At 66.3% G+C, this 21,677-nt stretch carries 20 protein-coding genes and 1 pseudogene; 12 read left to right on the forward strand and 9 right to left on the reverse strand.

Annotation, left to right across the window (positions count from 1 at the left end; translation table 11 throughout):
- Window positions 1–11: 11 nt before the first annotated feature.
- From ACW5DW_RS07465 to ACW5DW_RS07475, 3 genes are read right to left on the reverse strand one after another with little or no spacing between them, the layout of a single operon-like run.
- Window positions 12–263, reverse strand: a complete 252-nt coding sequence (locus ACW5DW_RS07465) for a hypothetical protein (RefSeq protein WP_457018122.1) — start codon at window positions 261–263, stop codon at window positions 12–14.
- The gene (locus ACW5DW_RS07470; protein WP_457018123.1) at window positions 260–1,576 is read right to left on the reverse strand and encodes a TFIIB-type zinc ribbon-containing protein; all 1,317 of its coding nucleotides are present in this window, start codon (window positions 1,574–1,576) and stop codon (window positions 260–262) included. The genes ACW5DW_RS07465 and ACW5DW_RS07470 overlap by 4 nt, the downstream gene beginning before the upstream one ends.
- A gap of 18 nt (window positions 1,577–1,594) precedes the next feature.
- Complete coding sequence (locus ACW5DW_RS07475) at window positions 1,595–2,743, reverse strand: SPFH domain-containing protein (protein ID WP_457018124.1); 1,149 nt, start codon at window positions 2,741–2,743, stop codon at window positions 1,595–1,597.
- Between the two features lie 190 nt (window positions 2,744–2,933).
- Here ACW5DW_RS07475 and ACW5DW_RS07480 point away from each other — a divergent pair.
- Window positions 2,934–3,734, forward strand: a pseudogene (locus ACW5DW_RS07480) (transposase).
- A gap of 58 nt (window positions 3,735–3,792) precedes the next feature.
- Complete coding sequence (locus ACW5DW_RS07485) at window positions 3,793–4,383, forward strand: NADPH-dependent FMN reductase (RefSeq protein ID WP_457018125.1); 591 nt, start codon at window positions 3,793–3,795, stop codon at window positions 4,381–4,383.
- Between the two features lie 108 nt (window positions 4,384–4,491).
- Here ACW5DW_RS07485 and ACW5DW_RS07490 read toward each other — a convergent pair whose 3' ends face one another.
- A complete protein-coding gene (locus tag ACW5DW_RS07490; protein WP_457018127.1) occupies window positions 4,492–7,110 on the reverse strand; it encodes a reprolysin-like metallopeptidase in 2,619 nt (872 codons plus the stop codon).
- A gap of 574 nt (window positions 7,111–7,684) precedes the next feature.
- Here ACW5DW_RS07490 and ACW5DW_RS07495 point away from each other — a divergent pair.
- The gene (locus tag ACW5DW_RS07495; RefSeq protein ID WP_457018129.1) at window positions 7,685–8,074 is read left to right on the forward strand and encodes a cupin domain-containing protein; all 390 of its coding nucleotides are present in this window, start codon (window positions 7,685–7,687) and stop codon (window positions 8,072–8,074) included.
- Window positions 8,075–8,277: 203 nt separating this feature from the next.
- A complete protein-coding gene (locus tag ACW5DW_RS07500; RefSeq protein WP_457018130.1) occupies window positions 8,278–9,570 on the forward strand; it encodes a DUF3238 domain-containing protein in 1,293 nt (430 codons plus the stop codon).
- 159 nt (window positions 9,571–9,729) lie between these two features.
- Here the strand turns inward: ACW5DW_RS07500 and ACW5DW_RS07505 are convergent, their stop codons facing one another.
- Window positions 9,730–10,158: a VOC family protein gene (locus ACW5DW_RS07505; protein WP_457018131.1), complete on the reverse strand. Its 429-nt coding sequence runs from the start codon at window positions 10,156–10,158 to the stop codon at window positions 9,730–9,732.
- A gap of 217 nt (window positions 10,159–10,375) precedes the next feature.
- Window positions 10,376–10,855 carry a VOC family protein gene (locus tag ACW5DW_RS07510; RefSeq protein WP_457018132.1) on the reverse strand — a complete coding sequence of 160 codons (480 nt, stop codon included), beginning with the start codon at window positions 10,853–10,855 and terminating at the stop codon, window positions 10,376–10,378.
- Between the two features lie 325 nt (window positions 10,856–11,180).
- On the opposite strand from ACW5DW_RS07510, the gene ACW5DW_RS07515 reads away from it, so the two are divergent.
- On the forward strand, window positions 11,181–12,494 hold the full coding sequence (locus ACW5DW_RS07515) for an aminotransferase class V-fold PLP-dependent enzyme (protein WP_457018133.1): 1,314 nt from the start codon (window positions 11,181–11,183) through the stop codon (window positions 12,492–12,494).
- Between the two features lie 33 nt (window positions 12,495–12,527).
- Here the strand turns inward: ACW5DW_RS07515 and ACW5DW_RS07520 are convergent, their stop codons facing one another.
- Entirely contained in the window at window positions 12,528–12,833 is a 306-nt protein-coding gene (locus tag ACW5DW_RS07520; RefSeq protein ID WP_457018134.1) for a YdeI/OmpD-associated family protein, read from the reverse strand.
- Window positions 12,834–13,044: 211 nt separating this feature from the next.
- Between ACW5DW_RS07520 and ACW5DW_RS07525 the strand changes: the two genes are divergently transcribed.
- The 7 genes from ACW5DW_RS07525 (at window position 13,045) to ACW5DW_RS07555 (ending at window position 19,760) form a co-directional block, all read left to right on the forward strand.
- Complete coding sequence (locus ACW5DW_RS07525) at window positions 13,045–13,554, forward strand: hypothetical protein (RefSeq protein ID WP_457018135.1); 510 nt, start codon at window positions 13,045–13,047, stop codon at window positions 13,552–13,554.
- Window positions 13,551–14,996 (forward strand): hypothetical protein, encoded by a 1,446-nt coding sequence (locus tag ACW5DW_RS07530; protein WP_457018136.1) that lies wholly within the window; start codon window positions 13,551–13,553, stop codon window positions 14,994–14,996. The genes ACW5DW_RS07525 and ACW5DW_RS07530 overlap by 4 nt, the downstream gene beginning before the upstream one ends.
- A 167-nt stretch (window positions 14,997–15,163) precedes the next feature.
- The gene (locus tag ACW5DW_RS07535; protein ID WP_457018137.1) at window positions 15,164–15,889 is read left to right on the forward strand and encodes a phospholipase D family protein; all 726 of its coding nucleotides are present in this window, start codon (window positions 15,164–15,166) and stop codon (window positions 15,887–15,889) included.
- 2 nt (window positions 15,890–15,891) lie between these two features.
- Complete coding sequence (locus tag ACW5DW_RS07540) at window positions 15,892–16,677, forward strand: restriction endonuclease (RefSeq protein WP_457018138.1); 786 nt, start codon at window positions 15,892–15,894, stop codon at window positions 16,675–16,677.
- Window positions 16,678–16,799: 122 nt separating this feature from the next.
- Window positions 16,800–17,210 (forward strand): hypothetical protein, encoded by a 411-nt coding sequence (locus ACW5DW_RS07545; protein ID WP_457018139.1) that lies wholly within the window; start codon window positions 16,800–16,802, stop codon window positions 17,208–17,210.
- The gene (locus tag ACW5DW_RS07550; RefSeq protein ID WP_457018140.1) at window positions 17,207–18,694 is read left to right on the forward strand and encodes an RAD55 family ATPase; all 1,488 of its coding nucleotides are present in this window, start codon (window positions 17,207–17,209) and stop codon (window positions 18,692–18,694) included. Before ACW5DW_RS07545 ends, ACW5DW_RS07550 begins: the two co-directional genes overlap by 4 nt.
- A gap of 25 nt (window positions 18,695–18,719) precedes the next feature.
- Window positions 18,720–19,760: a sensor histidine kinase gene (locus ACW5DW_RS07555; RefSeq protein ID WP_457018141.1), complete on the forward strand. Its 1,041-nt coding sequence runs from the start codon at window positions 18,720–18,722 to the stop codon at window positions 19,758–19,760.
- Window positions 19,761–19,823: 63 nt separating this feature from the next.
- Here the strand turns inward: ACW5DW_RS07555 and ACW5DW_RS07560 are convergent, their stop codons facing one another.
- Both ACW5DW_RS07560 and ACW5DW_RS07565 read right to left on the reverse strand, forming a co-directional pair.
- Window positions 19,824–20,267 carry an FKBP-type peptidyl-prolyl cis-trans isomerase gene (locus ACW5DW_RS07560; protein WP_457018142.1) on the reverse strand — a complete coding sequence of 148 codons (444 nt, stop codon included), beginning with the start codon at window positions 20,265–20,267 and terminating at the stop codon, window positions 19,824–19,826.
- Window positions 20,268–20,377: 110 nt separating this feature from the next.
- Window positions 20,378–21,643: a lipopolysaccharide biosynthesis protein gene (locus ACW5DW_RS07565; RefSeq protein ID WP_457018143.1), complete on the reverse strand. Its 1,266-nt coding sequence runs from the start codon at window positions 21,641–21,643 to the stop codon at window positions 20,378–20,380.
- Window positions 21,644–21,677 lie beyond the last annotated feature (34 nt).

Raw genomic sequence — 21,677 nt, forward strand, 5'->3', positions numbered from 1 at the left:
AGGGCAACGCGTCACTCAGCGACCCGCTTCACCCTGTGCCGATACGCCTTCACATTGTCCCCACTGATGCGCGTCGCCTGCGTCCCCCTCACTTCGCTCACCTTGCGCTCCGACCCGGTCACTGGCTTGGCATCCACGGTCGTCTCGCGCTCGAAGGCATGCGATTTGTCGGTGTTGCGGTAGTGCCGATAGATGGCCCAGTACAGCGCAGCAGCGCCGGCCGGGCCGAGGGCGAGCAGCCAGAGTCCACCGTCGTCGCTCATTGCTGCATTCCTATGATGATCAGGGCGACGGCTTCCAGGATCGTGCCGGCGGTGAGCGCAGCCAGCAGCAGCTTCCACGGCTGCACCGGTACGCTGCCCATGGTTTCTCCGGTGCGGCCGTTCACCGCGATGTAGTGCAGCATGCCGCCATTGGCACCGGGCTGGTGGTAGGAGTACAGCCACACCGGCAGGTACATCGCCACCCAGCGCGTGCCCTGTACGTCCAGGCGTTCGGTTTCCCAGCGCACGCCGCGGTCGAAACGGCGCACCGACGGCTCGACCTGGGAGCGGGCGATCGAAAGCAGCTGGTCCTCCAGGCGCGGGTGGAGGTGCTCCACGTCGCTGTCGCGCTTCTCGGAGGTGAAGCCCGACAGGTAGGACGCGTTCCACTTCACCGCGTTCTTGGTATCGAAGGGCAGGATGGTGTTGATGATGTTGTTGGTGTTTACGTTCGCGTCCAGCTTGCTGCGTTCGCGCGATGATTCCAGCGGCAGGTCGTCCACGGTGAAGTCCACGTGCCGATCCAGCTGGTACACATCGGCGTCGTAGTACGTCTGCTTCTTGTCGCCGGTGCCCTGGGTGTAGCGCCGGGTTTCGATTTCGCCCTGGCCAACCACGCTGGCGCTCGCCTTGCCGTCGACGATCATGTACGGCAGGTACACGCCCACCACGTTCTCGGGCGTGAACTCTTGCTTGAAGACCTTCAGCGCGAACATCCGCCGCTTGTCCACGAACTGGCGGATGCGCGCCACCGCATCTTCCTTCTTGATGCGGAAGGGCAGCACGGCGTCGGGCACGGCGCCGTTCGCCACCTGTTCGTTCACGCCGAAGACGTGCCGGCACCAGTGGCAGCGCGCCGTCATCGAACTTTCCGTGTTGACGGTGACCTCGGCGCCGCAGCCGGTGCACTTGAAGCTCATGAGGCTGGTGGCGTCGGCTGCGATGGCCTGCGCGCCGGACGCAATCACGGTGCCGTGCAATTCGTCGAGGCCCACGCCGAGTCCGTAGGCCTCTTCGACGCCCTCGCCATGCCACTCGTTTCGGCAGAACAGGCAGATCAGCATGTCGGTGCCGGGCCGCTGCCTGATGTCGGTGGCGCCGCATTTCGGGCAGTGGTTCTGGCCGTCCTTGAGCTCGTCGGAGCCCGTATCGATCGCGACCGGGTCGGGCGCCAGGACTTCGTCGCGGATCGGGTCGGGCAGGGTGGCCGGGTCCACCGGGAAACTGCCCGCTGCCGGCGGCACGTCCTGCGGCGAGCCGGGCCCGATGGCGGGCGGCAAGGGCGGCGGCGTGGGAACCGTGTGTCTGGACATCGTGGAAGCCAACCCGCCTTACAGGCCCAGCGTCTTGGCTTTGAGCGCGTCGTAATCGCCCTGCGTGATCAGGCCGAGGTCGAGCATCTGCTTGGCCTTTGTGAGCTTGGCGATCGGATCATCGGCCGCCGGCGCGGCCGGTGGCACTGGCTGCTGCAGGGCGCCGACGCCGAGCATGCCCGTCGCCATGCCCACGCCCACCAGGCCTGCAGCACCGCCGGTCTCGCCGGCAGACTGCACGCCTGCGGCCACGCTGGCCTGCAGGTTTGAATTGCCGCGGGTACCGGCCAGCGCATCGGCGCGCTGCACGGTCTTGAGCAGTTCCCTTGTGTTGGGGTCGTACTCGATGGAAATGATGGCGGTCTTGACGATGGCCAGGCCGCGGTCGGAGCTCCACTGGTAGGCGTGCTCGACCGCCGCCGACAGGCTCTGGGCGAAGCCCACGGAGTCCTGCTGCAGCTTCGTGATCCGGTTGCCCTTGCCCGGATCGTTCGTGTACAGGCTGAAGGCCGGCGCGAGCGAACCCACCACTTCGTTGAACAGCTGGGTGGCAGCGGGGTTGTCGATGTCGGTGAAATCGAAGACCTGGCCGGGCTGCAGGTATTTGGCTGGCACGAAGTTTTTCACGAACAGGATGGGATCGGTGATTTTGAGCGTGTACGATCCGCGCGTCACCGCGCCGACCTGCGTGTTGAGGAAGCCATCGTCCCAGTAGATTTCCGACTGGGTGCCGAAGCGGTTGTCCGGCAGTTCCTTCAGCGAGACGAAGAATGCGAGTTGCTGGCCGCCGGGCTGGCCGCCGAACTTGAAGCGCTCCCAGCTCTGCTTGATCAACGAGGACACCAGGCCGTCGCCGACAAACACGGACTTGGAATTGATGTCGTCCGAGCGCCATTCGTAGCCGCCCGGTTCCGCTGCGAAGCCGGTGATGGCGCCGTCCTGGAACAGCAGCAGCCCGTAGCCTTCGGGTACGACGATCTTCGACCCGTTGGTGATGATGTTCGAGGAGCCCTTGGTGTTCGAGCCGCGACCGGCATTGGTGCCATTCGGCACGGCGGCAAACAGCGCGGCCGTAGCCGGCAGACCGGCCGGCACCGTGTAGAAGTCCTTCCACTGGTCGGCCAGCACGCCACCCACCGCACCCGCCACCGCTTGCACAAGACCCATGACGTCTCTCCGTTAGTCGCGGCCGGTGGGGTACCGGCCATGCGCGCCAGACTATACATCCCGGCAATAGCGGGATCAGGCACGAATGGCGCTTACTTAAGCCCAAGCCCATGATCTAAGAAGAAAAACTGTCTCCAAATGCTAAGGTGGAGTTGCGAGACAACACCCTTCGCCCAAGGAGCCAGCTTCGATGGATCCCATGCGCAATGCTTATGCGCAGCAACGACGTGTCTTTCGCCGCGAAGTTGCCCGCAGCGACGCCTACACCTTCTTCAATTTGCTCACTGACGACGAATCGTTGGATCAGGTCGAAGCCTTGCTGCCCGCGCACCGGGAGCGCCTGTTGCCACCCACCGAAGTTCTGTCGATGTTTCTGGCGCAAGCGCTCAGCGCCGATCGCTCGTGTCAGAAGGCGGTCAATGACTTGGCGGCCAGACGAGTGGCGGGCGGGTATGCCGCGGCACCCGAGAAGTTGGCGGTGCGCGAGTTGCGGGTGGGCGGCAAGACGCTGGTCACCACGATGCTGTGCGCCAAGCAGGTACCCAAGGCCGAACTTAAAGCCTTGTATCGCCAACGCTGGAACGTGGAACTGGATCTGCGCAACCTCAAGGCGACGCTGGGCATGGACATGCTCACCTGCAAGACACCTGCCATGGCCCGCAAGGAAATCTGGATCTATCTGGCCGCCTAACCTGATCCGCCGCACGATGATGCGCGCCGCCTTGCAGACACAAATGACCCCTCGCCAGTTGAGCTTCAAGTACAGCCTGCAGCTCTGGCTGGCTTGGCAGCAATGCGCGTTCGACGTTGCTGTCGGGGACCCGCCACTCCTGATCCTGATTGCCAGGAAGCGCGTGGGGAATCGTCCGGGACGCATGGAGCCACGAGCGATCAAGCGACGACCGAAAGCCTGCCGCTTCTCAATCAACCGCGCCAGATCGAACGCAAAGGCCTCAGAAATAACACGACAGAACAGCATGTTGCGGCTTAAATAAGCGCCATTCGTCCCTGACACCTTTTGTCACGGTCACTACCTTCGAGGCAAGGCCATGTCTGAACGCATCCTGGTTTTCTACGGTTCCTATCGCACCGATCGCATGGGCATCCGCCTGGCCGACTACTGCGTGCGCATGCTGCAGGCACGCGGCATCGAGGCCGAACTAATCGACGCCAAGGCGGTCGACCTGCCGATGCTGGACCGCATGTACAAGGAGTACCCAAAGGGCCAGGCACCCGAGGCGATGGAGGCGCTGGCCGAAAAGATACGCAGCGCCGATGGCTTCGTGTTCGTCACCGGCGAATACAACTGGGGCATGCAGCCGGGTCTGAAGAACCTGACCGACCATTTCCTGGAGGAGTGGTTCTGGCGTCCTGCCGGCGTGGTCAGCTATTCGGCCGGGCGTCTTGCCGGCGCGCGCGCGAATGCCGCCTGGCACGGCACCTTGTCGGAGATGGGCATGGTGGTGATCTCCAGCACCGTCAACGTCGGGCCGATTGCCAGGACCCTGGATGATCAGGGACAGCTTGTCGACCAGGCCGGCAAGTCGCTTGAGAAAAGCTTTGCCCGCTTTGCCGATGACCTGACCTGGTGGACCGAAGCCGCGCGCCTGCAGAGCAAGCGCAGGGCGCCACCGTACTGAGCCGGGACTCAGGTGCCGGAGATACTGGCGCCAGGTTCACTTGCCCGGCCCGAGCCGGCAAGAACAAGAACAGGGGTCAGAGTCGACTCTCCCGCCCGCCTGCCTGGGTTACTTCTTCCGGCGCGGCGGTAGTCGCCCGCCCATGACACGGGGCGGATCCTGCACGATGAACCGGCTGCGTGTCACGACCGGATTTGCACCGGAGATATCGCTGAGGACCACATCGAAGTATTCGTCGCCCTCAAGAATGTTGTCGCTCATGACTTCTATCTGATCCGTATAGGTGACCGTTTCACCGGCCGGAATCTCCGCGATGCCGTCCACCGGAGTGTAGTCCTCGCCCGGCCTGGCCGTGCCTGCGACGGTGCGATAACGCATGCGCACGCCGCCCGCAGGAGCCGGCGCAGACAGCTCCAGAACGAACGCTGTCGTGAGACTCGAGCCATGATGGCTTTCTCGCCATTGCTTGCCTCCCCAGATCACCAGCGCGGGCAGGGGCGAGAGCGTGATGTCCTGGACGATGTCCGAAAGTACCGGGTTGTGGACTGCGAAGAAGCGGGCGTAGGGTGCTGGAGGGTTGACTTCCATGTAGACCCAGGCGCCGGGCACGACCCAGTGGCTGTAGCGGAAATCCGGCGGCGAAAGCATGGGGTAGGGATTGACTTGGTAGCGTGCGTCGATGGACGCGCGGATGTCCAGCATCAACGGCTCGGTGGGGGCGGGCTGGCCCGCCGGGAGATGGAGCCTGCCCGAGACCTTCAGCCCCTTGCGCAGGGTGATGTCGTGTCGCAGCGACGCTTCGACCTCATCGAAGCTGAAGGGCAGAATGGCGAACGGTGCCGGTGGTTCGACCGTGACCGTCAGGCTCGATCCGCTTACGAAAGGCACCTGGTACGTGAAGTCGGGCGGGGACACTTCCACGCGGATGGTTTCGTTGCCGCCCGACGTGCCGCTGACTGCCATCCAGAACGGAGCCTGGGGAACCGGAGCGCCCGCTTCGAAATGCAAGCGCCCGGACAGCCTCAGACGCGGATCGTCATTGAGGATCCTGCCGACGGCCTCGCCGTCGTGTACGGCGGCGCCAGTGACGTTGGCCAGCCGCAGCACGATGGTTTCGTCAGGCTCCACCTCGGCCTCGCCGACGACTTCGACCACGATGTTGGCCGTTCGCTCGCCTTCGGGGATCGTGGCGCCCGTGTGGCCGTACCCGTCGACAAGGTAGTCCCTGCCTTCCTGGGCGCTGCCGCCGGAGACCACGGCGTCGAACCGCACGCCGCCTGCTGGCGCCGCACCCGACAGCAGGACCCTGAACAGCAGGATGGCGTTGCTGCCGGGATCGGGTTCGTATATTTCCGCGTCCGTGATCGATAGCGTTCCCGGCGGCCCCCTGAACGCCGCGATGAGCGGCGCGATGGCGCCCAGGCTACGGACGTTGTCCGCGCGATTCTCCACGCCGCACGGTGCGCCGCAGACGTTTGAGCGAGGGTTGGAGAAATAGCCGATCCAGGGCTCTCCCTGCGAATAGGCCATGATCGTGGCGAACGCCACCGGCCCGTCCTGGCGATAGCCAAAGGAATAGCGGTACGCACCGAACTCGAGTTGGCCATTGCCCGAATGGGCTTCGCGGTCGTGCGCGGACCCCATATTGTGGCCAATCTCGTGTGCCAGCACGTAGGGTCCGCACGGTGCCACGTTGCTGACGGAAACGCCGTAGTGGTCCCAGATGAACTCGGGGCTGCGACCTTCGCCGTTCAACCAGGCGACGCCACAGGTCCCGTAAGTATCGACGTGGGGTCGAACCAGCGCCAGCAGATCGGCGGCCATCGCGTCGCGAAGTTGCGCGAGGTCGATTCCGGGCACCGTGTTGTCGGTGATTGCCCACAGGGCCTGGCTGTTGTCCAGGGCGGGATCCAGCGCGATCTTCCGCTGGCCAGCCAGCCGCAGGCGCACCCGCGTACCGCTGTCGATGTGCGACTGGTTGGCGATCGCGAACAGGCTGGCGACCTCGGTTTCTGCCGCCGAAACGCTGCCCCGTAGCTGGACCAGGTTGTCCGTATACAGGCCCAGGACGACGACTTCGACCAGGCTGGTGGACTTGAGTTGCGCGGCGTCCAGCACGCGGGTGTGCTGAAGCGAGGTGGCAACCCCTGCCTGGCGCGTGTCGGGAATCAGATAGTCAGGCTCGATGGCCAGTGTCCGCTTGCTCCCGGGCGGTTGCAGGCCGCCAGCGGCGGCGATGGCGGTGATTCCTCGCGCGGTGGTGATCTGCAGCAATGAGCCGTCGGGCTGCGGCAGGACGCCAAAGACGGCGTCGTGACCAAACGTCAGGACCATCGCCTGCGCACCGACGTCGCTCTCCACCCGGCCCACGACCGTCCACTGGCCGCCCGGCTCGAAGCGCTGATCCTCGATCACCACGCGATAGCGACCGGCGGGCCCGAGCACGTCCAACTCGCCATCGTGCCAGGCCTGCTCCAGCATGGGGCGCGTCAGCCGCAGCAGGCGCGGGTTGCCTGCCTTGAGCTGCGGCACCTTGATGATCGCGCGGTTCGTGGCTGTGGCAGGATGGCCACTGGCATCCACCAGGCTGGCGCCGGTTGGCTCGGCCGCCGGCCGGTTGTCGTCGATCAGCGAAATCGTGCGTCCCGATTCCATGCGAGTCGTTGCGACGAGCGCCAGCAAAACCGCCGCAGCCAGCGCTGCGACCGCAATCCCCCATCGCGTCATCTTTTTCCCCTGGAAGTCCGGCCCGCGCCGGCATGCCCGCCCGAACGATATCACCAGGCGGAGCCGACATGGCGATCCACGATGATTCGGGAGAAAGGAAAGGTCTCGCCTTGGCCGGCTTCCGGGCGCGGCACCGTGGGAGGCTGCGGCAGCGGTCAGTCACGGCTGATGATAGCGACGCGGTTACGGGACGGATCGTCCCCAAGGACGTCGCGGCCACAGGGGTGATCGCGCGGTTGGCGCCGGAGTACAACCCGTGATGGGGATAGTGGTGCCAGCGGATAATGGTGTCAGCGGGGATAATGGGGATAATGGTGTTGGGGATAATGGTGTCTGGGACAATTCTTACGCCCAGAAGAATACGGATCAGAGTCAACTTCTTCACAGCATCCTCGGTCGCTAGAAGGTGACGGGGCTGGTTGGGTTCCATCCTTCGTGTCTTGCCCGGCCCCGCCGAGGCAATGGCGGCACCTGGCGCACCGTGCTTGCCCGGAAAGGGCCAGCGGGACGGCCTTACGATCTTCCACTCTGACCCGGTCTTGATCCACCACGAAACACGCACAGGAGGACCCCAATGGCGCGCAAGGATCTCGACCCCGCCACGATCGCAGCGGATGGGCGCCCTGCGGTGCGCGCCAGGCTGTTCGATCCGGCCGCGGATGGGCCTTGGCGCGGTGTGGTCGAGGGCATCGCCATGGGTGGGGCGGTGACCGTGCTGGCCTACGGCACCGACACGGTGGGCGCAGGGCCGCGCCTGCATGTGCACCCGTACGACGAGACTTTCATCGTTGTCGCCGGCCGCGCCAGGTTCTTTGTTGGCGGGACGATCCTCGAGGCAGGCGCGGGTGAGGCGGTCTTCGGCCCGGCCGGCATCCCGCACAGGTTCGAGAACCTCGGGCCGGATCGACTCCAGACGATCGACATCCACCACTCGCCACGCTGGATCCAGACCGATCTGGATTAGCTACACGTCTCGCTCGTTCGCGGCGAGGCTTGGGCGGATCAGCTGGCGCCACCCGTCGCAAGCTTCCACGCTTTTTCACGAACGTCTTCGCGACCCCCGTGCTGCCTGGTCCCCATTGCGTGGGCACGTCTAGGGTTGGCCCGGATATCGCGCTGCATCGGCCACCCCTACACTCGGCCCGCCCACCTCATGGAATGCAGGACATGGTCATCGATGGTCTCGGCGTGTCTGCCATGCGCCCGCAGTCGCTTGAATCGCTGCGCTCCCAACGTCCGCAGTTGGGCCCGGATTACACGCCCCCCGCGCCCTCGCCGGGCACCGGACAGCCCGTGGTCTCGGTGGAGGTCAACGCCTTTATCCCCGACGCGCGGATCACCACGCCATGGTTCGTGCCCGACGGCGGCACCTTCATCGGCGATGGGCGCCGCGTGGGCGAGGACGGCACGCAGCGCACGCAGCAGGAAATCCTGGTGTTCGCCGATCCGTCGCAGCCCGGTGGCTACCGGGTCGAGCTGCCGGCCGATGTCGGGCTGACCCAGCGCGTCGATGGCAACGGCAACGTGGTCGAGACGGGGGAGGCGCCAGTCAGCGGCCTGCAGGCTGAAGTCACCGAGGTCCGCGCGGATGGCACGATCGTGGTGACGATGAGCGGGCAGGCGGCCGACCCGCTGGTGACGGGTGCCCCCGGATTGAGCTACGGGATGACGGTGGAAATGACGCCCAATGCGGACGGCACATGGACCATCACCGCCCGCGGCAAGCACGATTCATTTCCCGGGTACGAGGTGCTCGCGACCGTGGGCAACGGCGAGCAGCAGGTGGTGTACGGATACGACCCCGCCTACAACGGCGCTGGCGCGTTCTCGCTGCTGGAAGGCGAGGGCGGCCTCGCAGGGCTGATCTGGGGCGACTCACGCATCGAAGTGGACGACTCGCTGACCCTCGGCCCCGATACTCTGACGCCCGAAACCCTGGTCGAGCGGCACACGACCAACGGCGTCGTCGACACTGGCGCGCTCGGTGCCGACCTGGCCGCATCGGCCGAGACCGGCGCGGTCGACACGACGTTCGTGGAGGAGGTCTTCGCGGCCCTGCCTCCGGACCAGCGCAGCGACGCCGCGAATGCGTTTTTCGACGGCCTGTCCAGGACGCCAGGGCCCGGTGGCGGACCGGCCCACGACGAGTACATCGCACTCGCGCTCACCCCGGCGGGCATGGAAGTGATCCTGGCGGTGGGGCAGCATGCGCCGGAGCAACTCGCTGCCGATGAGATCCTGTACGCCTTCGGGCTGCACAACCGCGACGCCATGTACGGCGGGGACGTGGCGGCAGTGGACGCGGCATCGGCCTATCTGGAGGCCCTGGGCGATTATCCGGAAGCGCAGTACAACTTCGCGAGCCTGGTCGATCCGCTGTATGACGACGATGAATCCGGGCTGGCCGCCACCAGCGAAGGCCGGGCACTGCACGACCAGATCGACCGCGTTCTTGATTGATCGGTTGGCTTCTCGATCGGCATCGCTGCTCCTGGCCGCAGCCTTCGCGACTGGCTACCGCAACGCACGGTTGCGGTGGCAGGCCCGCCTGGCGGGCTTCGTGATGCTCGCGGGCCTTGCGCTGACGTGGTCGCGCTTGCGGTGCCGCGCCGCCAAGGTTCAAGCTGCCGTCGGGATCGTGTTCACCATCCACGGCACGCCAAACCGGTCGATCAGCGCGCCATAGCCGGGCGACCAGAATGTCTCCGCGAAGGGCATGACTTGCCTGCCGCCATCGGAGAGTTGTTCGAACCAGCGCCTGGCCTGGGCGATGTCATCGGTGTGCAGGGTGACATCGAAGCCGTTCTTGGGCTTGTCGACGTTGGGTGCCCAGTCCACGTCCATGTCGGCACCCATCAAGGCCTGGTCGCCGACCTCGAGCCAGCAATGCATCAGCCATGTCTTGTACTTCTCGTCGTTGATGGGCATCTCCGGCGGGCCGTCGGCATAGGGAAATGCCGCGGTGATCCTGCCTCCGAGCACCTTGGCGTAGAACTCGAATGCCTCGCGGCATTGGCCCTGGAAACTCAGGCTGGTCACGATCTTCATGGCGTCTCCTCGGTGGTGGGTGGTGTGCGGGTGTAACGCTGCCCAGCGCCAGCGCCAGCGGCCTTGGCCTGCCGGCGGGCGCTGCTTGATGGGGCGGGGTCAACCGGCGCGGCGAACAACCGCGCGATGGCGCGCGCGGGCATTGGCATCGTCGGGCAGCAGTCCCGGTTGGCGCTCGGCCCGGTGCAACACGGCGGGGGCGCAGCCTCGTGCTGCCTCAGCGACGCCGCGCGGCCTCGATCGCGGCGATGTCGATCTTGCGCATCGTCATCATGGCGTCGAACACGCGCCTGGCGGCGGCCCGGTCGGAGCCGGTGTAGGCCTCGGTGAGCACGCGGGGCGTGATCTGCCACGACAGGCCCCACTTGTCCTTGCACCAGCCGCAGGCGCTTTCCTGGCCGCCGTTGCCGACGATGGCGTTCCAGTAACGGTCGGTCTCGGTCTGGTCGTCGGTCGCCACCTGGAACGAGAACGCCTCGCTCTGCTTGAACTCCTTGCCGCCGTTGAGGCCGATGCAGGGAATGCCGAGGACGGTGAACTCCACCGTCAGCACGTTGCCCTCCTTGCCGGACGGGAAATCGGCGGGCGCGCGGGTCACGGCGCCCACGGCGCTGTCGGGAAAGGTTCGGGCATAGAACGTGGCGGCATCGAGCGCGTCGTTGTCGAACCACAGGCAAATCGTGTTCTTGGGGATCATCGTCATGCTCCGCGGGCGAAATGGGGGGCGGACCGCATACCTGCGGCATCGCCATCTCACCGGACCGACGAACAGGCGACGCCAGGATCGACATCATCGGCCGAGGTCGCACTTCGAGGCATCCCGGACGCCGGGTCCACGCGCCGTCGCCCACCGCATCCATGCCGCCGCAGCCGCTCGCAACTGCACTACGTCGATGGCCATGCGTCGCCCAGGCAGGCTTTCCAGTGGCTGCCAGAGCGTCCCGCCGGCTTCCCTGACCGCCCGCGGCCGCCGCTCGCGTTGACCCACCATCGGCCCTGCGGGGCCACGCCGGGAGACGCTCATGCAGATCACGCGACGCGGGTTCCTTGCGGCTCCGGCCGTCCTGTCCACCGCGCTGCTGCCGGGCAGCCTGATGGCCGCGCTGGAGGCCGAGACCCCGCCCATGGCGGACCTCTCCACGTGGGATGCCGTCCGCGCACAGTTCGCTTTGGATTCCGATTTGATGCACTTCGCCAGCTTCTTCATCGCCAGCCACCCGGCGCCGGTGCAGGCGGCGATCGACGGGTACCGTCGCGCCATCGACCGCAATCCCTTCCACACGGTCGAGCACGGCATGTTCTCGGAAGGGGCGGACAACCTCCACATGCAGGTGCAGGCCGAGATCGCCGACTATCTGGGTGCGCGGCCTCAGGACGTCTGCCTGACCGGCAATACCACCACCGGTCTGGCGCTGGTGTACCAGGGGCTGCCGCTGCAGGCCGGCGACGAAGTGCTGTGCACCACGCACGACCACTACTCGCACCATGAGTCGATCCGGCTGGCGGTTGATCGCGTCGGCGCGAGCATGCGCCTGGTGCCGCTGTTCGAGGAGGCCGCAACGGCCACCACGGAATCGATGATAGACGCGCTGCTCAAGGGCATCGGGCCACGGACGCGGGTGGTGGGGCTGACCTGGGTGCATTCCAGCAGCGGCATCCGGTTGCCCATCCGCGAGATCGCCGCGGCGCTACGTGCGCGTCCGGGGCCGCCGCTGTTGCTGGTGGTGGACGGCGTCCACGGTCTCGGCTCCACCGACGAGACCGTCGCGACGATGGGCTGCGACTACTTCTGCGCCGGCACCCACAAGTGGATGTTCGCGCCGCGCGGCACCGGACTTTTGTGGGCCAACGCAGAAAACTGGGCGCGGCTGCGCCCACTGATTCCCAGCTTCACCGACATCGACCAGTACGTCGCCTGGGAACGGCAGGTGGCGCCGGCCACGCCCACCACCGCCGACCGCATGAGTCCCGGCGGCTTCCACGCCTACGAGCACCAGTGGGCGGCCGCTGCGGCATTCCGCATGCACAAGCAGATGGGGCGCGCGCGGGTCGCGGCACGCATCCGCGAGCTCAACGACCATTGCAAGGCGGGCCTCGCAGCCAACCCGAAGATCAAGCTGCACACGCCGATGTCCGGCGAACTGTCGGCTGGGCTGGTCGCGTTCGAGGTGGAGGGCGTGGCGCCTGCGGAGGTGGTGAAGCAACTGCTGGCGCGCAGGATCATCGCCAGCACCAGTCCTTACGCGATCCCCTATGCGCGGCTGGCGCCGAGCCTGGTGAATACGAGCGAGCAGGTCGAGCACGCGGTGCGTGCGGTGCGGGAGATTTCGGGGTAGGGCGGGGCGGAGGTCAGGTTGGAGTGACCCACTTCAGACGATGCGCCGCTGCTCGGCGCAAGCCTGGATCAGCTGTTCGAGCCGGCGGGCACGCGTCTCGCCCCGCTTGGCGCTGGTGACCCAGTGCGTGATGACCTTCCGGTAGCCCGGCGGCGTCGCTTCGAAGTAGGTCCAAGCGTCGCGGTTCTTCTTGAACGCGCGCACCTCATCCGCGGCCAACTCGGCCGCCTGCTCGCGTTCGAACGCGTAGATGCCGGTCTTCTCCGGGCGCCTGGCTTCGAACGCGGCAAGCCCGGCCGCTTGCATGCGACCCTGCACCGTCAAAGCGACGAGTGGCATATCGACTCCAGCAACAGGCTTGACGCCTACGGTAGAGTGAAATTGCGAGTGGCGCGCAGGTGGCCAGATTGACGGGGAACACCCTCGAGGCAGCTCCCCAGGACGTTCGCCAGCCCGCCGAGATGGCGGAAGCAGCGCCGGTTGTCGCGGTCTAGCGCACGCGTTAGTGTGCGCCTACGCTCGGGAGGGAATCTGAATGCGTACGATTGGCATGGCGCTGCTGCTGGGTGTCGCCGCGTGTTCCGCGTCGACTGCAGGTCTTGAGACTGGCGCGGCCCGTGATCCCCATGGGACGAACACAACGCCGTTCACCGGGGAATGGCAGGCCTGCCAGGGGACGACGTCACCGGAGGAGTGCAGCCGCTACCAGCTGGTGCAGCGGGGTAGCCGCATCTGTGGCACCTGGTCCTATGTGGCGTCAGGCAAGGCGTACGAGGGCAAGGTCGTTGCCCAGAGTTCGTCGCCGACACAGGCACGACGCACCCACGTCTGCGGTCGCCCCGGCAGCGAAACCGACACGGGATGCGATACCGGTTGGCAGTTGGTCGACAAGCCCCTGCAGCTGTGCGACGGGATGCTTGGTGATCTGCCCGATGCCAGCGGCGCCTGCCACGCGGATTACGCGCGGACGCCGAATGCGCAGGCGGCTTTGGACGCGTTGGCGGCCGAACCGTGGGTGCGGGCCTGTCTTTCGGGCAACGCGATCGGAGACGGATGGTGACGGATCCGGCGCCCCTGACCGCGAACGAGCTGCGCGCGGTTGCGTACTTCGCCGTCGGCGTCGCTTCGGAAGGCAGTATTGGCGGTCGCGATGTTTCGTACCGGCTGAGCTTCGCCGGGAACGTGGGTCCCGGACGACGCATGGAGCCGGTCGCCAACAGCGGCTATTCCTTCGGGACTCTGCAGATCGACCTTGGGCAGCATCCGGACGTGGCGCGCGAATTGCTGGACAACTACCAGGCTTGGGCGCAGGCGCAGCCCGATCAGAACGCGCCCGTACTGGGTCAGCGGGAATTCGATGAGACGCTGGCAGCGCTGCAGCGCACGGGTCGCCAGATGCGCGCGGCCAACGCGGTGGACATCGACCGCTCTCGCATCGACCGTTTCCTCGCCTCTGACGATGGGCGGACGTTCGTGCATGGCCTCGATTCCACACACGTCGCAGGGGTCACTGCAGTAGACGACGTGTCCGGGAACGGCGACACCGCGATCGAGCGCCTGCAGCGCACCAGGCTGTACCGGGACGCGGCAAGCAGCGAACAAGCGGCACTGGCGGGCATGTTCATGAAGCTGCAGAACCAGGCGGGGAACGCACGCTGGCCTGGGTTGATGGATCAGGTCGAGGTGGGCAGCGTGGCGTCCGCGGCCGAGATGAAGACAGCCATCGACGGCCTCTTGCGCAATCAGCCCAATGGCCAACCGGACTATCTGCAGAGCGGCGCGGACAATACCCTGCGAGGTGTCGGCGTACTCAACGCGCTGCGCGATGCGGACGCCGGCAATCCGCTGGCGCGGGCGTGGACCAGCGTGCTCGCTGATCCGCTGATAGGGCAGGTCGTGGCGCACGGGCCGGATGTCAACCGGCCTGATCTCGCTTTCGAATACGACACCATCCGGTCGCTTTTCCTCACGCCCGAGGCGTCGCGCCGTTTCATTGCCGCGCTCGATACCGGCGGCACGCTGGCCGAAGGTGATCCACAGCGTCGGGCCGGTGGTGGCCGGCAGGCGGGATTCCATGTGTCCGGCGACGATTTTGTGCACTGGAACCGGAATGGGGAAGGGTGGGCCTTCATCGCCGGGCAATGGCGTACCGTGGAGCCGGACCACCTGACCCGTGTTCGCAATCCGGACGGAGCGACGGAGCTCCGGCTCCAGGAGAACGGACAGGTGGCGACGCTGCTGCGGGTGGACTCGGATGCCCGCGCGCCGCGCGCGGGGGTGTCGGGGCTAGACGACGATACGCACCAGCACCCCTTCGACGAGCGCGAGCATGCGATCGCCGAGTCGCTACGGCAGTCAATCGGGGCGTGGTACGACGAGGAACGGATCCTGGCCATGATGACGCGGGTACGTGATGCGACGCCCCGTGGACCGCAAGCGGTCGAAGTGCAGAGCGCGACGAATGATGTCTCCCTGCATTCTGCGCGCGAACACGCACCATAGAGATTCGTCACGCTGATGGCGTGCGTCCGGTCGGGTTGCTGGGCAATCGTAGAATGGGGAGCCTCCGGGCAAGGCCTTCACTTTGTCCAGCGTTGCCGGCAAGGGCGGCGTGTCTGGGACGTCTGGACGCCCCGCATCGCATACATGGAAAGCATCAGGAGCCGATGATGGCCAAGTTTCTCAATACAAGTGCGACCAACTACTTCCTTGAGGAACTGATCAAGGATGCCAAGGATCGCCTGATCCTGATCAGCCCGTACCTGAAGCTCAACGATCGGGTGAAGGAGCTGCTTGCCGACAAGAATCGGCTCAAGATCGACGTGCGCATCGTGTACGGCAAGAGCGAACTGCAGCCGGCCGAGATCACCTGGCTGCGTGAGCAGTCCTACATCCGCACCAGTTTTTGCAAGAACCTGCACGCCAAGTGTTACCTCAACGAAGAGCTGTGCATCGTCACCAGCCTCAACCTCTACGAGTTCAGCCAGGTCAACAACAACGAGATGGGCATCCTGATCCGGCGCGGAGAAGACGCCGAGCTGTACCGCGATGCCTATGAGGAAGCACAACGCATCATCCGCATCAGCGACGAGGTGCGAATTTCGATGGAGCGTGTACCAAGCGGCGAGGAATCCACGGAGGAGTCGGCTTCAGCAGCGGCGACAGATGCCGAAGGTGAAAGCGGTGACGGCACCAAGCTCACGTCCTCGAAGCTGGCGCGCAAGCTCGGTCTGAAGACGCAGGACCTGCTGGACAAGCTGGTGGAGACAGGACTGCTGGAACTGCGGGACGGCAAGCCCTACCTGACAGAAGCGGGCAAGCAGGCCGGTGGCGAGTTCCGGATGGGTCAGCGCTTTGGCTCGTACTTTCTCTGGCCCGACAACTTGACGGTTTGACGATGGCGGCCTATCGCTGGCGAAAGGGCCGCACTCCCGTCCGATATCGCCGGGACGACAAGCTTGCGCGTCTGGACCCCTCGGCCTTCGAGGCGCTGATCGCCGGGCACTATCGACGTCAGGGCTACGCAGTGGAGCGGGTAGGGCATGGCGGCGCGCATTTCGACGGCGGCATCGACCTCAAGTTGCGACGCGGCGACGACTACATCGTCGTCCAGTGCAAGCGCGAGAACGCCTACAAGGTCACACACAATGTGAGCCACGAACTGATCGGGGTCATGTGCACGCAGGGCGCCACCGGTGCGATCGTGGTCAATACAGGTGAGTTCACCGATGCCGCCCGCGAAACTGCGCAGCGCGAGCGGCGCCTGACCCTGGTCGACGGCGAGGAGGTGCGTCGCTGGTTCCCCGAGCTGGCTGGCGCGGCGGCCGAGCCGCAATGGGAGGCGGTGTCGGTTGGCGGCAACTCTCCGGTGCGCCGGCGTAGCCGCCGGGAGAAAGACGATGGAATCAAGGCCGCGGTAGCCATGGCAGCCCTCGTAGCGTTGGTGCTGTGGCAATGTTCCCGACCTGATTCGCGACAGCATGCGCGACGCCCGGACGCCCAGCCGGCCGCAGTGACCGCGCGCGCCGCGCCGGCCAGGCCGGTGGCGCGAGCAGAGCTCATCCAGCAGCCCGCGCAAAACGTCACCACTCCTTCGCAATCGATGGATGAGTGGGAACGTCGCAACCGCGAGTCGATGGAGATCCTTCGCGAGACGACGCCCGAGATCGACTTGGCGCCCTGACACCAGCCGGATCCATGCACGGCGCTGCGTCGCCGGCTTTGCGCTCCTGTTGGGCATGCCGTAGGATGCAGGCGACCCGCATTGCGGGTATCAGGTGGCAAATGCCAGTCCAAGTGCACCAAGTGGACATTGTGCTGCGCCACATCGTTGCAGAAGGGCATGGTATCGAAGCCATCTGCGACCGGACGGTCGTGCTCTGGACCGAAGTAGCGCGCGCGCTCGTTCCCATCATCGGCCAGGACGGCATGTCCGCGCTGTACGATCGCGCCCTGCACCTGGCAGCGGCCAAGCACCGGTGGCTGGAACAGGCGCGGAGCGTTGACGCGGGCAGCGAACCCCCGGCCTTCCCCATGCTGGCACGCGCCGCCTCCGGGCAAGCGGTGGACGACGCGATCGCGGCGGTCACCACCCTCTTTGAAACCTTCGACCGCCTGCTGGTCAACCTGATTGGTGCATCGCTCACCGGGCGTTTGCTGAAGCCAGTCTGGGACGTCCCGTCCGCCGGCCCCACCCGACAGGACACTGCCCCATGAACAGCCAGAACGCGACCATCCGACGCTTGTCCACCGGCGTCAGCGGCCTCGACGGCATCCTCGGTGGCGGCATCCCGGAGTTCTCCTTCAACCTCATCGCCGGATCGCCGGGTGCGGGCAAGACCACGCTCGCGCACCAGATGATGTTCGCGATGGCGACGCCCGAGCGGCCTGCGCTGTATTTCACCGTGCTCGGCGAGCCGGCGCTGAAGATGCTGCGCTACCAGCAGCAGTTCGACTTCTTCGATGCGGAGCAGATCAACTCGTCGATTCGCTTCGTCAACCTCGCCGCCGACACCGCCAACGGCGACCTGGACAAGGTGCTCGCGCGCATCGTCGAGGAAGTACGCACCCATGCCCCGGGCTTCGTGTTCGTGGATTCGTTCCGCTCGGTGATCCTCGCAGGCCAGGGCGAGGGCGAGGCCTTCCTGTCGCTGCAGGAGTTCATCCAGCGTCTGGGGATACTGCTGACCAGCTGGGAGGCGACCACCTTCCTGCTGGGCGAGTACTTCAGCGACGCCGACCCCAATCCCATCTTCACCGTGGCCGACGGCCTGATCTGGCTGCGCCAGAGCGTGCAGCGCAACTCGGTGGTGCGCAAACTCGAGATCGTGAAGATGCGCGGGCAACCGACCTTGCCCGGGCTGCACACGTTCCGCATCACGCAGGGAGGGCTCAAGGTTTTTGCGCCGCCGCCACGCATCCCGCTTGCTTCAAGTGCGATCGATGAGGTCTCGCCGCTCGAGGACCGTCGCAGCGTAGGCGTCCCCGGCCTGGACGACATGCTGGGTGGCGGCTTGCCTCGCGGATATTCGCTGCTGGTCGCGGGACCCTCGGGGTCGGGCAAGAGCATCCTCGCCACGTCGTTCCTGGCCGAGGGCGCGCGCCAGGGCGAGACCGGCGTGATCGCGGCTTTCGAGCAGCGTTCCCGGCAGTCGCGCGGGGCCACGATCGCCGGGCTGATCGAGGCCGGCCGCATCGGCGTCATCGACACCCAGGCGGCGACGCTGTCGGTGGACGAGATCGCCCTGCTGCTGATCGAGGAAGTGCAGCGGCTGAAGGCGACGCGCGTGGTCATCGATTCGCTGTCCGGTTTCGAACTTGCGCTCGCGCCGACGTTCCGTGATGACTTCCGGGAGTCCCTGGCGCGGCTGGTGTCGGCGCTGGCGGACACCGGCGCCACGGTGCTGATGACGTCGGAGCTCGAGGACCGCTACAACGAACTCAGCTTCAGCCCTTATGGCACCGCCTTCCTCACCGACGCGATCATCGTGCAGCGCTACATCGAAGTGGACAGCCGGCTGGAGCGCGTGCTTGCCGTGGTCAAGGTCCGTGGCAGCGCGCACTCGCACGACCTGCGTCTGTTCGACATCGATGCTGAAGGCCTCCAGCTGGGCGAACGCCTGGCCGGCCACGAAGGCCTGCTGGGCGGCCGCCCCACGCGCGCGACCGGGACCAGGTCAGCGGGCGCTCCGCAGGAATGAACGCGACACGACCGCCGGGGGCCACATGAGCGGGCAGGATTCCCCTTCGCGGACCGCGGCGTCGATCCAGTCCCTGGTCGCGCTGGAGGCCGACGCGGTGAAGCTGCGCGCGGAGGTCGCAGGACTGCAAGCCGAACTTGCCGCCCTGCGCGGCCGCACGCCACTGCGCAGCGAGAGTGACGTGCTCGAGGCCAATGAACAGCTGGTCCTGGCGGCAATGCGGGCCCAGGCCGTCGCCGAGAACGCCGCAGCCCTTCGACTCCCCCGCCAGGCCGCCGCCCGGGCGCGCAACCATGACCTGCAGGAAGCCAACAGCCAGCTGGTGACTTCCAGCCTGCATGCACAGGAACAGGAAGCACAGGCGCAGCAAGCGCACGCGCAGGCGCTCGCTTCGATGGCGACGGCGGCGCACGAGCTGCGCAATCCGCTATCGCCCATCAGGCTGGCTGCCGAAATGTTGGGCGAGGCACGCGGGGACCTGAAGCGGTTCACCCGGCTCCGCGACATCATCGAATCCGAGGTCGTGCACCTCGTCCGCCTGGTTGACGATCTGCTCGACGGGTCGCGGCTGGCCAGCGGCAAGCTTCGCCTGGAGCGTGCGGACACCGGGCTTGCCCGGGTGCTGGAGACTGCCGTGGAGACGTGCCGCCCGGTGATCGAGTCACGGCGGCAGCAACTTGAGGTCGTACTTCCGCCGGGCGATGCCATGCACCTGCACGCCGATCACACGCGCCTGGTGCAGGTGTTCACCAACCTGCTCGACAACGCCTCGAAGTACACCCCCGAGGGCGGTAGCATCGACCTGGTTGCGACCCGAACGGCCGGCGCGTTCACGGTCCGCATCCACGACACCGGCAACGGCATATCGGCCGGTGCGCTGCTTCACATCTTCGACCTGTTCTTCCAGGAGACCGCCGCCGCTGCGTTGCGCCCCGGTGGGCTCGGCATCGGCCTGGCCATCGTGCGCGAGCTGATCGAGGCACACGACGGCACGGTCGTGGCCAGCAGCGGCGGCGAGGGCCAGGGGAGCACGTTCGAGGTGACGCTGCCGGTGGATGTCTCGTAGCCGCGCGCGGTAGTTCCGGCTCTAATCGCAAGGCTAGGGTTTCTCAAGGCAGACAGCGCGGGCTTATCTCCGGATATCCAGCAATTCCACCTCGAATACCAGCGATGCGCCCGGCGGGATCAGCTTGCCGGCGCCATCCGCGCCGTAGCCGAGGAATGCGGGGACATGCAGCTCGCGCGTCCCGCCACGCTGCATGCCCGCGACGCCCTCGTCCCAGCCCCGGATGACCCGGCCAGCGCCAAGCGGGAACACGAAGGGCTGGCCGCGATCGTGCGAACTGTCGAACTTGGCGCCACGCTTGTCGGGCGCGTTTTCGTCGTAGAGCCAGCCGGTGTAGTGCACGCTGACCTCGTCACCGGCAGCAGCGGCAGGGCCTTCCCCCGTCGTCACGTCGATGCGTTGCAGTTCGGCCACGTCGCCTCCGGTATAGGGCGGAGGGCCACCGCAGGCGACGAGCAGCAGCAGGACAGAAAGGATGACGGCGTGGCGGAGCGGGCGATAGGTCATGTGAAGTGGCGCGATGGATGGAGCGACAGGATAGCCGTGTGCCCTCCATCACGCCGCAGCGGTGAAATGGCTGGCATTGACGCCTGCACTCCGTCCTTGGGTTTGCACAGCTAGCCATCGCGCGGTCGCAGGTTCCTCAACCCGAGGTGTGCCAGCCGCGCCAGCCAGCCATACATGAAACCGTTCGCCAGCGCGTACGAAAGCGCCGCACCAGTGGTCCCGTAACGCGGCACCAGCAGCACCAGCAACACGAACTGCAGGATCGCCGCCATCGCGACGATCCACATGATCGGGCGGTTCTCGCCACGGTGCTTCAGGTAAGTGGGCCCCATGGCCAGCACCGTGCTGAGCGCCGTGCTCAAGGCCAGTATGCGCAGTGCGGTCGTGCCTTCGTCCACAAACTCGGCATGGAACAGGCCGAGCAACATGGGCGCGAATGCGAACACCAGCAGGAGGTAGCCCAGCAAGGGTGCCGCCAGCCAGCGCAGGCGCGCCATCCTCAGGCGCTGGATGCCGTCGATGTTGCCCTGATCGAGCAGCAAGGACAGTTTGCTGCCATAGACCCGATTGGTCGCCGTAGCCAGGATCTGTGCCATCGCGGCGGTACCGAGCGCGGCGGCGAACGCGCCCACCGCGCTAGCCGAGGGCTGGAACGCCTCCATCGCCACGATCCCTGCCTGGGCCAGCACGGCCAGCGATACCCGATAGATCCAGAAGGGTCGCGCCCCGGATGCCCAGGCCGCCGCATCCTCCACCGGCCGCACCGCCCGCGTGGAGGCGGAAAACACACGGCGCAGCTGGCCGCCCATCAGCGCCAGCGCGAAGCACCACGACACGCCCCAGGCCGCGACGGCCCACCACGCCTGCATCGCTGGCGCGAACGAGAGCAGGATGCAGACCAGCAACAGTGCAACGCCCGGGACCACCACGCGGAACACCACCGTGGCGGCCACGGCACGGCCGGCCGCGGCCAGCACCTCCAGCGCCAGATGCACAAGCGCGCCGGCCGGCAGTGCGAGGCAACTCACGGTGATTGCAATGCGTGCCTGCAGGGACAGGCCGTCCGCGCTCCAGGTGATGGCGGCAACTACCGTTGCCACCGGCAGGCAGGCAATCAGGATCCGCCGACTCGAGAATCGCCAGTAGCCATGCAGCCGTGCCCATTCGCCACGCTTGAACAAGGGCGGCAGCAGTGCCAGCGCATACTTGTCGAAGCCTTGCGGGACGAAGCTCACCATCAGGATGAACACCGCCGAGGCGACGACATAGGCCTCGAAGCCATCCACGCCCAAAGCTCTGGCCACAAGAATTCCCAGGCCGTAGGACAGCAGTTGTCCTGACAGGGCCAGCAGCACCAGCCGCGATTCCCACTTCATTCCGGTCACTGACGCCGACCGCGGGAGGACTCCG

The sequence above is a fragment of the Luteimonas sp. A482 genome (assembly GCF_054072655.1).